The following is an 11,960-nucleotide window of genomic DNA, read 5'->3' on the forward strand; positions in this document are numbered from 1 at the left end:
ACGAGATGGATAGTCAACAGCGTTGACGACCGGATGTCAACACTGTTGACGTAGGCTCTGCGGCAAGGTTGGAATCGGACACCTCCGAGCGAAGGACGATCGATGACCGTCGAGACACCCGAACCCCACGCCCGCGCGGGCACCGCCCACAACCGCGAAGCGGTGCAGGCGGCTGCCGCGGAACTGTTCGCCGAGCAGGGTTTCGCCGCCACTGGGGTCCGCGACATCGCTCGGCACGCCGGCGTCGATCCAGCGCTCGTCATCCGCTACTTCGGCTCGAAGGAGAAGCTCTTCATCCGGACGATGACGATGTCCGACGCCTTCGTCGAGGTGGTGCAGGGCCCACTGGACGGATTGGGCAGGGCGCTGGTGGATTTCGTCGTCCGACGGACGCGGCGGCGGCAGGCCGACAAGCCGACGGCGGTCTATGCCGCCCTGGTGCGTGCGTCCGACCGGCCCGTCGTGCGAGAGCACCTGCAGGAGGCGATCGACCAGATGATCGTCGCGCCACTGGCTCCGCGTCTGATGGGAGAGGATGCCGAGCTGCGCGCGCATCTGCTGGCCGCGCAGCTGTCCGGACTCATGGCCGCGCTCTACGTCATGGAGAGCCCGTGGCTGCGAGCAGCGCCGATCGACGACATCGTCGAACGCTACGGCGCCGCTCTGCAGGTGCTCGTCGACCGCTGACGCCGGCGACTGTTCCGCTGGATGGGAACCCCGGCGCGCCCCGCCCGGCTCCGTTGAAAGATGGTGTGAATCACATCGGCGTACGAAAGCGGTGTGTATCACATAACCGAGAGGGGCGAATGTGGGCGCGACGGGCTTCGACGAGGAATTCGATGTGGTGGTGGTGGGATCCGGCGCTGCGGGCGCCGCCGCCGCGCTCGATGCGCATCAGGCCGGCGCCACGGTTCTGGTCGTCGAGAAGTGCGACGAGGCGACAGCGGGCGGCAACACCCGCGTCTCGGGCAGTGGCTGGTGGGTCAACCGGGACCCGGAGCGGGCTCGCATCTTCCTGCACGCGCTGAACGGTCCCTTCCCTGTCGCCGAGGACGTCGTCGAGGCGTGGGCGAGGGAGACGGCCGAGATCTCACCGTGGCTCAAAGGGCTCGGCGCGGACGTCGCCATGAGCGGCGACTACCACACGGAGCCCGAATACCTGGAGCTGGAGGGCAGTGACTGTTACGCCGGGATGGACACCGTCGGCGGCCGGATGGGCAACGGACTGCTCCACGACTTCCTGCGCCGCGCGCTCGCGGAGCGTGGCATCGAGACCAGGTTCCGTACGCCCGCCGTCGAGTTGATCGTCGACGCGGGAGCGGTCGTCGGCGTCGTCGTGGCGGGGCCCGCCGGACACCGACGGATCGGCGCGCGTGGCGGCGTCGTGCTGGCCACCGGGGGATTCGCGGCCGATCCGCAGATGGTGCGGGACTACCTGCGGGTCGAGGACCACGTGCTGTGGGGATCGCCGGCCTCGACCGGCGACGGCCACCGCCTGGCGCAGGCGGTGGGCGCCGACCTGTGGCACATGGACAACATGATGACCATCACCGGGGTGCGAGGCGACGACGAGTTCGGGCACTACCTGGCGTTGTGGAACGCGCACAACTACCTGTGGGTGTCCGGCGACGGGCGCCGTTTCACGGACGAGAGCTCCGAGCCCAAGCACGGCCACACCGCCCGCGGTGGCGCGTACGAGCTGTTCCCGCTGCGCCCCTTCCACCTGATCTTCGACGAGCAGATGCGGACGGCAGGTCCGCTCAGCCCGACGCCCGACGTGCTCCCCGTGGGCTGGAACCTGCTGATGAACGGGAGCCGGTGGAGTGTCGACAACAGCGCGGAGATCGAAAAGGGCTGGATCCGCCGCGCCGACTCGATCGCCGAACTCGCCGACCTGATCGGGGTGGACGCACAGACGCTCGAGCGCACCGTCGAGCAGTACAACGCGGCGTGCGCGGCGGGTCGGGACGACCACTTCGGGCGCGAGCCGCAGACGCTGGGCGCCGTGACGCAGGCACCGTTCTACGTGCTCGAGGTGACGCCACTGCTGGGCTGGAGCAACGGTGGCCCTCGCCGGGACGGGCGAGCGCGCGTCCTCGACACCCGGGGAGAGGTCATCGCCGGTCTCTACGCCGCCGGTGAGGTGAGCTCGACCTACAGCTGGCGCAAGGACGGCGGCTTCCACATCGCCGACGCCCTCGCGTTCGGTCGGGTGGCCGGCCGCGACGCCGCTGCCCGGGCCTGAAGTGCACCGGTGGCTCCGCCGCTCCGGCGGAACCACCGGATTCGGGGGAGGGCGCGACACCCGATAACATCCAGGTCGGCTGGCCGATCCCGTGTCGAGCGGCCATCGATGGACGGCGCGGATGGGAGCGGGTGTGCAGGAACAGGAGCCACGGCGTGACGGCGTCGCCGGTCAGCAGGAGCTGATCGCTCAACTGCCGCCGTACACCGAACTGCTGTGGCCCACGCTCCAGGCGCTCATCGCGTTGGGCGGATCGGCGTCGAACAACGAACTCGACGGCGCCGTGGTCGAGCGCCAGGGGTGGTCCCCGGAGTTGCAGGGGGTCCTGCACGGTGAGGGGCCCGGAACCGAGGTCGAATACCGGTTGGCTTGGGCCCGAACCTATCTCAAGGGAATGGGTCTGCTCGCGAACAGTCGGCGGGCGGTGTGGAGTGTCACCAAGCAGGGGCGCGCGGTCACCGAACCGGAATTACGGCCGCTGCTGTTGGCCTTCACCGCAGACAAGCGTCGGCAGCGGCTCAGCCGCAAGGCCAATACACCTGACGCGCAGGTGCTTCCGCTTGCCGGCGCCGAGACCGACACCACGCCGGATTCGGCCTACAACGACGCCGACACGGCCGCCTGGAAGTCGACGGTGCTCGAGGCGGTGCTCGGCATGTCGTCCACGGCGTTCGAGCGTCTGACGCAGCGCCTGCTCCGGGAAGCGGGATTCTCGACCGCGACCATCACCGGGCGGACCGCGGACGGTGGTATCGACGGCATCGGTATGTGCCAGATCTCGCTGCTGAGCTTCCCCGTCGCCTTCCAGTGCAAGCGGGTGAGCGGCAGCGTCGGCGCCGGGGCGGTGCGAGATCTGCGCGGAGCAATGGCGGGCCGGGGGGAGAAGGGCCTGCTGATCACGACCGGCACGTTCACCAGCGAGGCCCGGGCGGAATCGCGGCGCGACGGTGCGCCGCCGGTGGATCTGATCGACGGGGACAGGCTCTGTGAACTGCTCAAAGAGCACGGGTTGGGTGTGCAGACCCGGACCCGTGTCGTCGAGGACGTCGCCGTCAACACCGGATTCTTCGCGGGCCTCGAGTCGAGCTAGTGGCACCGAAGTCACCGATGTGACTGACGGAACCAGAGTGGCTGTGGTGGAATAGCCGTCGAATCGACAAGTGCGGGCGCCGAATCCGTCGCCGCACACCCCAGTCCCGGCGATGCGAGGTTTCACGGTGCAGGTTTCCAGGCGAGAACTCTTCAAGTACGCGGCGGCAGGCACCGCGGCAGCGGGGCTCGCGGCGCTCGCAGGACCGTCGGTCGCGAACGCCGGGCCCGCGACCCTGATCGACTACTCGGCCGGCGTGCCGTCTCCGCTGGGCATCCGTGCGGCCGGACACGTGGGCGCGATCAGGTACGTGTCGGATCGGCGTCCGGGTGCCGAGTGGATGCTCGGCAAGCCCATGCAGTTCGGTGAGGCCGCGGCCATGGCGGCGTTCGGCCTGCAGATCGTCTCCTGCTACCAGTTCGGCAAGGGGCAGACGTCGGACTGGCGCGGCGGCTTCGATGCCGGCATCCGCCACGCGCAACGCGGACTGGAGTTGCACCGGGCTGCCGGCGGCCCCGAGAACTGCCCGATCTACGCGTCGATCGACGACAATCCGTCGCCGTGGGAGTTCGACAACCTCATCGCGCCCTACCTGCGGGGCTGGGAGGAGGTCCTCGGGCGGCGGAACGTCGGCGTGTACGCCAACACGCCGACCATCGACCGTTGCCTGCGCGCCGGGATCGGGGGTCTGTTCTGGCAGCACAATTGGGGATCCCCGGCCGGCTACGTGCATCCGGCCGCGCACCTGCACCAGTTCGAGATCGACAAGCGACAGATCGAGGGCATCGGCATCGACCTCAACTCGATCCTCAAGCCGCAGTACGGTCAATGGTCGGCGCAGAAGCCGTTCTTCCTGTCATAGTCGAGGAATCGATCCCGGGAGAATCCATCCAACGATGGATTGTGGCCGCGGAATTGTGAGACCGCCGGATACGTAAAGCTAAGGTAATGGCATGTCTGTCGTCTACAACATCCTCGTCGCCGTGCACCTGCTGGGCATGGCCGCGATCGTCGGTGGTTACCTCTCGGTCCTGAAGGCCCCCCGGATCAGCGAGGTGATGGTCTGGGGCGCGCGCATCCAGTTGCTGTCGGGCCTCGTCATCGTCGGCCTCGGCGAAGCCGTCGATTCGCTGGGCAAGGACTACGACCATGCCAAGATCGGCGTCAAGCTGCTCATCACGCTGATCATCGTCGCCGTCGCAGAGATCGGCCGGGCTCGCCAGAAGCGCGGCGAAGGCAACCCGAACTTCGCGCACATCGTGGGCATCCTGGGCGTCGTCAACGCCCTGATCGCGGTGCTCTGGACCAGCTACTGACGAACTCGTCGCACACGAGAACGGGCGCCCTCCGCGTACGGAGGGCGCCCGTCGTCGTTCCCGGGTGCTGATCAGCCGGGCAGCTTCGCCATCTTCTCGCGCCACACACGTGCATCCTCGGGCAGGTTGCCCGCGGCCTCCGCATGCTCGCACCACTTCTTCGCCATCGCGAAGAAGTTCATCGGGTTGTAGGCGTCCTCCTCGTGCGACCAGAGGTCGTCGCCCGCGTAGTGGAGGATCGTGATGTTCGCGGCGCCGTGCTCGGTGCCGTCACCGGGATCCTCCATCGGGTTCTGGATCTCGCAGATCACCCAGCCGCGTTCGACGTCGACGACGTGCCAGGAGGCGGGGAACTCGGGCATGCGATTGCCCGGGAACGCGGTCATCGTGCGCGTCACCCAACGGCGAATCTCCTCGCGGCCCTCGAATCGGCCGAATGCGTGCTCGAGGTAGGTGGCGTCCTCGGTGAACATGTCGGCGAAGAGATTCCAGTCGCCGGTCTGCGTCGCTCGCACGACGGTCTTCTGGTAGTTCTCGAAGGCTCCTTCGAGTTCTTCGCGGGTCCACGGCATGGCTGCGCTCCTCGTGGTCGATGCGGTCGCCCGCCTCGCACGCGGACTCACCTGCAACCTAACGCACGCCTGGAACGTGTTTCAGTTTTTTGCCTGATTCGGGTGGGTTTTCAGGTGCCGTGGAGTTCGGTCCATCGGCCGAAGGGCGGCGGGCCCTCCCCGAGGACCTTCAGACCGTGTTCGGGTGTGCCCGTTGCCGCGTCGGCATGCTTGACGTGCATCCACTGGTACCCGTTGAGCACGTGTTCCTCGGAGGTGGTCGTGTTGACGACCACGTGGTCGCCGTTGGCCCGCTGTTCGAGCGACCAGCCGCTGTCCGGGCCGGCGAGTACCCACCACTTCTCTCTGCTCATGGTCGTGACTCCCGTCTGGAGTGACTTCACATGCTTCCTCAACGCTACCGCGCCTGCGGAGTGAAACAAGTTGGACGGATGTTCCGATACGCCCGGTGTCGGTCCGGTTCGCAAGAACCGGTCGGCTACCGTTATCGGTCCGAAACCGCTACGACTCGGAGGCTCTCGTGGATTTCCTCATCAACCTGTTCTACGCGATCGCTGCGAACCTGTACCTGGGTTCCTCGGACGGGTCCTCGGGCGGCGGCCAGCAGTAGGACGCCACGAGAACCACGAAGGCCCGCAACCGGATCCCCGGTTGCGGGCCTTCCCCGTATTCGGACGGCCGTCAGGGATGCTGCGTCCCGGCGGCCGCCGGGCGGGCCTTCGGGATGAGGAACGCGAACGCCAACGACACCAGGGCGGCGACGATCGCGATGACGAACGTCGCGCGGAACGCATCGAACGAGGGAATCGTGGCGGTCCCCAGCGTCACGGTCATGCTCGCCAGGACGACGCTGATGACAGCGGCCGCGCTGGACGTGCCGATCGACCGCATGAGGGAGTTGAGACCGTTCGCGGCGGCGGTCTCCGACACGGGGACGGCACCGATGATCAGCGCAGGCATCGACGAGTACGACAGTCCGACGCCCGCGCCGATGATCATGCCGCCGACGACGATCATCCACACCGAGGACGACAGGAAGTACACGAACGTATAGCCCAGGCCGACGACGACCGAGCCGACCATGAGGGTGAAACGCGGTCCCCGCCAGGCCGAGATCTTGGCGGAGACCGGCGAGAGTGCCATCATCACCATCCCGCCCGGGGCCAGCGCGAGGCCCGCCGTGACCATCGAGAGCCCGAGTCCGTACCCGGTCGATTCCGGCGCCATGAGCAACTGGGGCAGCGTCAGGGAGTTGCCGTACATCGAGAAGCCGATCGCGATCGACGCGAGGTTGGTGAAGAGCACGTGCGGACGGGCGGACACTCGCAGATCCACGAGCGGCCGCGCCGTGCGCAGCTGCAGGAATCCCCAGGCCAGGAACAACACGAGGGATCCTGCGAGCAGGCCGAGGGTGAGTGGGTCGCTCCAGCCCCACGTGCCGCCCTTGGTGATGGGCAGCAGGAACAGGATCAGCGCCGCGCTGAGCCCGATCGCGCCGACGAAGTCGAATCGGCCAGGGTTCCGGACGGAGGATTCCGGGATGACGGCGGCGGCCAGTGCCGCACAGACGAGGCCGAGTCCGGCCGACATCCAGAACAGCACGTGCCAGTCGGCCACCTGCGCGACCGCTGCCGCGATCGGCAGGCCGATCGCGCCGCCGACGCCGAGGGTGGCACTGACGATGGCCATCGCGCCGGCCACCTTCCGGGGAGGCAACTCGTCGCGCAGGATGCTGATGCCGAGCGGGATCACCCCCACCGAGGCGCCCTGCAAGGAACGACCGACGATGAGCGGGATGAGGGAGTCGGCGAAGGCGCACACCACGGACCCGGCGACGACCAGGCCCAGGCTGATGACGAGGACCTTCTTCTTGCCGAACATGTCGCCGAGCCGGCCGCTGATGGGGGTGACCACGGCGGCGGCGAGGAGAGTGGCGGTGACGGCCCACGACGCGTCAGCCGGTGAGGCCGAGATCAGATGTGGCAGTTGGGGAATGATCGGGACGACGAGCGTCTGCATCAGAGAGACGACGATGCCGCAGAAGCCGAGAATCGCGACGATGGCGTTGCCGGATACGGATGGGGTCGTCTTCACCGTCGAGGACGCGACGGGTGTGGACAAGGAAACTCCTCGAAAGAAACTGCAGAAAGAGAAAATTGGAAGAATGTGTACCGTACACATCGGGCGCCGTACCGCACAACGCGGACATTGCGGGCAATCGAGGTGGAAGGGGTCGGGTTTGTCCGACGAAGACCGGACCGTAGCGGGCGTCGAGTACGAGTTGATGCTCCTGTCGCGCTACCACGCCCTGTCGTGGCAACGGGGACAACAGACCCTCGACCGCTCGGCCTACCTGATCCTCGCGCGCCTGGAACTCGATCGTTTGATGAGCCTCAAGGAACTGGCCGAGGCTTTCCTCCTCGACATCTCCACGGTCAACCGTCAGGTGGGGGCGCTCGAGCGACACGAACTGGTCGAACGCATCGCCGATCCGGACGGCGGTGTGGCGCGCAAGATTCGAGCCACGGAGACCGGCCTGGCGCGCCTGCGAGCCGATCGTGATCTCAACCGCGACGGTGCCGAACGGGTACTCGAGGACTGGGCCCCGGACGAGATCGCGTTGCTCCACGATTTGCTGGTGCGGTTCAACCGGGATGTCGAAGCGCTCGAGGGTCGAGCCTGGCCGAGGCCGGAGTCCGACTAGGACTGGACGTGCAACGTCGTCGACTCGGCGAGGTCCGGTTCGTCGGCGACGACCACGAGGGTCGGATGTTCGTCGGGTGCCTGCCCGACGCCACGCCAGGCCAACAGCGACCAGCGGGACAGGCCCGACAGCACGGAACCGATGCTGCCGAACGACAGCGAGGACATCGCCGACCCGGCGGAGCCGACGGAACAGATCGACAGGACCGACCCGATGGATCCGATCGACAGGATCGAGCCCACGCTGCCGATGCAGAGGATCGATCCCTCCGATCGGATCGACAGGATGGATCGTCGGGAGTGCAGTGAGCGGATCGACTTCGTCGTCTCGGCCATTCCCCGGTCTACCACGCGAGCCTGGGCCGTGAACAGGGAAAGGCCCCGCCGGAGCCGGCGGGGCCTTCCTGTGCGAGCGGGGTTACGCGACCGCGAACATTCCGACCGTCGGCAGGAAGTTGCACGTGATCGGCGCGGAACCGTCGGGCTCGGTGGTGAGGTCGCCGGAGATCACGGCGAGCACACGACCCGGGCCGGTGTTCGCGATCGCCGACAGCGTCGCCGGTCCGTCCGGGTTGATACGGGCCTCCGTGGTCAACGGCTGGGTCTCGCGGCGGCCGTTGTCGACGTTGATCCACGACACCGTCATGCCCTGGTTCGGGGCCGCCTTCGCGGTGCCGAGCGCGGTGAAGACGAAGCCGGCCTGGCCGGCGCCGGGGCCCGGAGGCGGCAGGTGCGCGGGACCGGGGACGGCCAGGGCCGTGCCGACGGAATCGCTGGACGGGGCGATGCAGCCCTTGCCCACGGTCGGGTACAGGAACTGCGCGATGACCGGGCCGTCCTGTGGGATCTCCGGTCCGCCGCCACCGCTGCCGTCCAGGAACGTGATGACGCGCTCGAGCGTCGACTTCAGTTCCGGCGGCAGGTTCGCGCCTTCGAGAAGGATGCGGGCCTGGGCGAGCAGGTCGGTCTTGGCGTCGACGTCCTGCATGTCCGCCGGCGCCGCCGCGGCACCCAGGATGGCGGGCGCGAGGGAGGTCAGCGCATCGATGGAGACGCCCTCGGGGAGCCCGGGAGGCGTCGGCTGTGCGGCCGCGTGGGCCGGTACAGCGAGCGCAGCGGCGGCCACGACTGCGCATGCAGTGATTGCTCGTCGCGTTCCTCGGTTACGAATCACGGTTTCCCCATCCTTGTCGTTCAGACGCTTGCTGACAGCGTCGGTCTGCCGCACGGGCGCCCACGGCCTCCGTGGTCGCGGGTTGTTCGTCGCGGGTCACTCTATGGATCGATCCCCCGATGTGTACAGACTGTTCTGCACGTCGCATTCGTGATCCACGACCCAGCGGAGTCTATTCAAGCTGTGATGTAACTGCCATCGCCTGGTGACAATATCTGTGACGTATGCGGAAAATGTGAACCTTGATGCAACTGTTACTGATGAGCAAGGTATTTTCGGCGCATCGGGCCGGGGCGTTAGGCTGACGCCACACCTGGTCCTTCCCGCTCCCGCGCCACACTGGGTGCGTCCTGCCAGCACACACGATCACGGGAGAGCGCCGCCAGTGTCCCAGCTTTCACGTGCCGATCGACGGCCGCGTACGGCCGCGGCCGCGCGCGGACTTCTCCGGTGGGCGCCGCTGCTACTCGCCCTCTCGGTGATCCTCCGACTGCTGTGGACCTACCTGACGCCGAACGGTGCGAACTTCGTCGACCTCCACGTCTACGTCGACGGTTCGGCCGCGCTGCTGCGTGGCGATCTGTACGCCTTCACGTACTCCGAGGAGACGCCCGACTTCCCGCTCCCGTTCACGTATCCGCCGTTCGCGGCGCTCGTGTTCCTGCCGCTGCACTACCTGCCGTTCGGGCTGGTCGGGCTTCTCTGGCAGCTCGCCACGGTCGCGGCGCTGTTCTGGGTGATCCGCATCAGTCTGGAACTGCTGCTCGGTGAGGTCGCCCGCGAACGGCACTGGCAGTACGTGGCCGCAGTGTGGACCGCGGTGGGAATCTGGACGGAACCGGTCCGGACCACCCTGGACTACGGGCAGGTCAACGTGTTCCTGGTGCTCGGTGCGATGATCGCCGTCCGCAGCGCCCGGTGGTGGCTGTCCGGTGGCATCGTCGGTGTCCTGGCCGGCATCAAACTGACGCCCGCGGTCACCGGGCTGTACTTCCTGGCGCAGCGTCGTTGGCGGGCCGCGATCTTCTCCGCCGTCGCCTTCTTCGGCACGGTCGCGGTGAGCTACCTCGTGATCGGCGCGCAGGCTCGTGACTACTTCACCTCGAAGTTCGGCGACGCCGACCGGATCGGGCCCGTCGGATCGGCCTGGAACCAGTCGCTGCGTGGCGCGCTGAGCCGCCTGGCCGGTCACGACGTCGAATCCGGGGCGGTGTGGATCGCGGCCGTCGTCGTCTCCGCCGGGCTCGCGTTCTTCGCGTGGCGTGCTCTGGGGCGGGACGACCGACTCGGCACGCTGGTGCTTGTCCAGCTCTTCGGGCTGCTGGTGTCGCCGATCTCCTGGGTCCACCACTGGGTGTGGGTGCTGCCGATGTTGATCTGGCTCGTGCACGGCCCGTACGGGCGGCTGCTCGGATCCCGGATCATCGCGGCCGGCTGGCTCGCCGTGACCGTCGTCGGTGTGCCGTGGCTGCTCAAGCAGATCGAGGACGAGCCCATCTCGCGCCCAGGCGTGCTCGCGTGGGCCGCGACGGTCAACGTCGTCGGGGCGCTGGTGCTGTTCGCATGGGTGGCCTACGCGGGCCGGCGGCACCCCGTCACGCCGACGCCGCCAGATCGTCGATCTGCCGCGCCAACTCCAGATCCGATCCGGTGATCCCGCCCGCGGAGTGGGTGGAGAGCGAGTACGTGACCGTGCGCCATCGGATGTCGATGTCCGGGTGGTGGTTCATCGACTCCGCGGTTTCGGCGACGCGGTCCACCAACGTGATGGCGGCGGGAAAGCTCGCCGACTCGATGGTTCGGGTGAGCGCCGCGCCGTCGCGGCGCCAGTGCGGCAGATTCGTGAGGGCGGCATCGATCTCGTTGTCGGACAGCAGCTCGGCCATACCTCATGATGGTGCGATGGCGAGGGGACCGCAATGAGCGCTGGACGCGAGGTCGTCGCAGCCGCGCTGATCCGGGACGGACGCCTGCTGCTCGCACAGCGCACCCGACCGCCGGAGTTGGCCGGTCTGTGGGAACTGCCCGGAGGGAAGGTCGAACCCGGCGAGGCGCCGAGCGACGCGGTGCGCCGCGAACTGCGCGAGGAACTGGGCGTCGAGGCGACGGCAGGGGAGCGGATCGGCGCCGACGTCCAGCTCCGCGGAGGACTGGTGCTGCGCGCCTACCGGGCCGAACTGGTCAGCGGGACGCCGCAGGCCCTCGAGCATGCGGCACTGCGCTGGGTGGATGCACTCGAACTGCGCGAGATCGCCCTCGTCGGCAACGACCGTGGCTGGCTGCCCGAGTTGGTGGCACTGCTGGGCGAGTGACATCGCCACTCACGCGGCGCGCGCCTTCTTCAGGCCCTTCTTGAGTTCCTTCTTGGTCGCGCCCTCGTTCTCGAGCTTCTTCATCCGCATGATCACCACCGGACACTTGAGGCAGCGCGTCTTCTTCCGGCAGCACTTCTTCTTGGGCTTGAGGCCAGAGACCTTGCTGGCCTTCACCTTTCCCTTGCCCATGTGCGAACCCGGCCTTCCTCCCGAGTGCGGTGCCCGGAGCATTCCCGCACGAGAGTAAACCTACCCTTATCCGGGACCGCGGCAACGACGACCCGACGCCGGACGCAGCGCCGCGGGAGAGTTCGCAGGACCCCGGACCGTAGTGGTGCAGATCACTATCGCCTGGTCAGGGCCGTCGTAGGAGGGGCGCGGTGCGGAGGGCGGCCGCTCGGGCGGGTAGGGTATTCGCTGGCCGCAGTCCCCCGTCGGTGCACACGTCGCGATTCCTCGTGAGACGTCCGGTGCGTTCCGATACTCGGGGGATCGCGAATGGGAATCACGCATGCGCGTAGCGGCAGCCAGAAGCCGTACGACAG

15 protein-coding genes are annotated in these 11,960 nt (G+C 67.8%); 8 read left to right on the plus strand and 7 right to left on the minus strand.

Features of this window, described 5'->3' with window-relative positions:
• The first annotated feature begins 102 nt into the window (after positions 1-102).
• The 5 genes from C7H75_RS07875 (at position 103) to C7H75_RS07895 (ending at position 4,651) form a co-directional block, all read left to right on the plus strand.
• On the plus strand, positions 103-687 hold the full coding sequence (locus tag C7H75_RS07875) for a TetR/AcrR family transcriptional regulator (RefSeq protein ID WP_081185733.1): 585 nt from the start codon (positions 103-105) through the stop codon (positions 685-687).
• A gap of 121 nt (positions 688-808) precedes the next feature.
• Complete coding sequence (locus C7H75_RS07880; protein WP_106851185.1) at positions 809-2,245, plus strand: FAD-dependent oxidoreductase; 1,437 nt, start codon at positions 809-811, stop codon at positions 2,243-2,245.
• A gap of 133 nt (positions 2,246-2,378) precedes the next feature.
• A complete protein-coding gene (locus C7H75_RS07885; RefSeq protein ID WP_087587316.1) occupies positions 2,379-3,335 on the plus strand; it encodes a restriction endonuclease in 957 nt (318 codons plus the stop codon).
• Between the two features lie 112 nt (positions 3,336-3,447).
• A complete protein-coding gene (locus tag C7H75_RS07890; protein WP_005514525.1) occupies positions 3,448-4,197 on the plus strand; it encodes a DUF1906 domain-containing protein in 750 nt (249 codons plus the stop codon).
• 91 nt (positions 4,198-4,288) lie between these two features.
• On the plus strand, positions 4,289-4,651 hold the full coding sequence (locus tag C7H75_RS07895) for a hypothetical protein (protein WP_064058055.1): 363 nt from the start codon (positions 4,289-4,291) through the stop codon (positions 4,649-4,651).
• Between the two features lie 71 nt (positions 4,652-4,722).
• On the opposite strand, the gene C7H75_RS07900 is transcribed toward C7H75_RS07895, so the two are convergent.
• From C7H75_RS07900 to C7H75_RS07910, 3 genes are all read right to left on the minus strand, one after another.
• Complete coding sequence (locus tag C7H75_RS07900) at positions 4,723-5,223, minus strand: nuclear transport factor 2 family protein (protein WP_013415363.1); 501 nt, start codon at positions 5,221-5,223, stop codon at positions 4,723-4,725.
• A gap of 110 nt (positions 5,224-5,333) precedes the next feature.
• Positions 5,334-5,576 carry a hypothetical protein gene (locus C7H75_RS07905; RefSeq protein WP_005514519.1) on the minus strand — a complete coding sequence of 81 codons (243 nt, stop codon included), beginning with the start codon at positions 5,574-5,576 and terminating at the stop codon, positions 5,334-5,336.
• Between the two features lie 328 nt (positions 5,577-5,904).
• Positions 5,905-7,404 (minus strand): MFS transporter, encoded by a 1,500-nt coding sequence (locus C7H75_RS07910; RefSeq protein ID WP_080559270.1) that lies wholly within the window; start codon positions 7,402-7,404, stop codon positions 5,905-5,907.
• A 58-nt stretch (positions 7,405-7,462) separates the two neighbouring features.
• Here C7H75_RS07910 and C7H75_RS07915 point away from each other — a divergent pair, with 58 nt between their 5' ends.
• On the plus strand, positions 7,463-7,927 hold the full coding sequence (locus C7H75_RS07915) for a MarR family winged helix-turn-helix transcriptional regulator (protein WP_005514516.1): 465 nt from the start codon (positions 7,463-7,465) through the stop codon (positions 7,925-7,927).
• Here the strand turns inward: C7H75_RS07915 and C7H75_RS07920 are convergent.
• Both C7H75_RS07920 and C7H75_RS07925 read right to left on the minus strand, forming a co-directional pair.
• A complete protein-coding gene (locus C7H75_RS07920; RefSeq protein ID WP_013415366.1) occupies positions 7,924-8,262 on the minus strand; it encodes a hypothetical protein in 339 nt (112 codons plus the stop codon). The genes C7H75_RS07915 and C7H75_RS07920 overlap by 4 nt on opposite strands.
• Positions 8,263-8,344: 82 nt before the next feature.
• Positions 8,345-9,100: an Rv1157c family protein gene (locus C7H75_RS07925; RefSeq protein WP_106851996.1), complete on the minus strand. Its 756-nt coding sequence runs from the start codon at positions 9,098-9,100 to the stop codon at positions 8,345-8,347.
• A 385-nt stretch (positions 9,101-9,485) separates the two neighbouring features.
• Here C7H75_RS07925 and C7H75_RS07930 point away from each other — a divergent pair, with 385 nt between their 5' ends.
• Positions 9,486-10,754, plus strand: a complete 1,269-nt coding sequence (locus C7H75_RS07930; RefSeq protein WP_013415368.1) for a mannosyltransferase — start codon at positions 9,486-9,488, stop codon at positions 10,752-10,754.
• Here the strand turns inward: C7H75_RS07930 and C7H75_RS07935 are convergent.
• The gene (locus C7H75_RS07935; protein WP_106851186.1) at positions 10,696-10,986 is read right to left on the minus strand and encodes a 4a-hydroxytetrahydrobiopterin dehydratase; all 291 of its coding nucleotides are present in this window, start codon (positions 10,984-10,986) and stop codon (positions 10,696-10,698) included. The genes C7H75_RS07930 and C7H75_RS07935 overlap by 59 nt on opposite strands.
• Before the next feature lie 33 nt (positions 10,987-11,019).
• On the opposite strand from C7H75_RS07935, the gene C7H75_RS07940 reads away from it, so the two are divergent.
• On the plus strand, positions 11,020-11,412 hold the full coding sequence (locus tag C7H75_RS07940; RefSeq protein WP_084922549.1) for a (deoxy)nucleoside triphosphate pyrophosphohydrolase: 393 nt from the start codon (positions 11,020-11,022) through the stop codon (positions 11,410-11,412).
• 9 nt (positions 11,413-11,421) lie between these two features.
• Here the strand turns inward: C7H75_RS07940 and C7H75_RS07945 are convergent, their stop codons facing one another.
• Positions 11,422-11,604, minus strand: coding sequence for a hypothetical protein (locus C7H75_RS07945; protein ID WP_005514508.1), 183 nt, complete (start codon positions 11,602-11,604; stop codon positions 11,422-11,424).
• Positions 11,605-11,960: the final 356 nt, after the last annotated feature.

The organism is Rhodococcus (subgen. Prescottella) equi (assembly GCF_003013675.1).
GTDB classification, from domain to species: Bacteria; Actinomycetota; Actinomycetes; order Mycobacteriales; family Mycobacteriaceae; genus Prescottella; species Prescottella equi.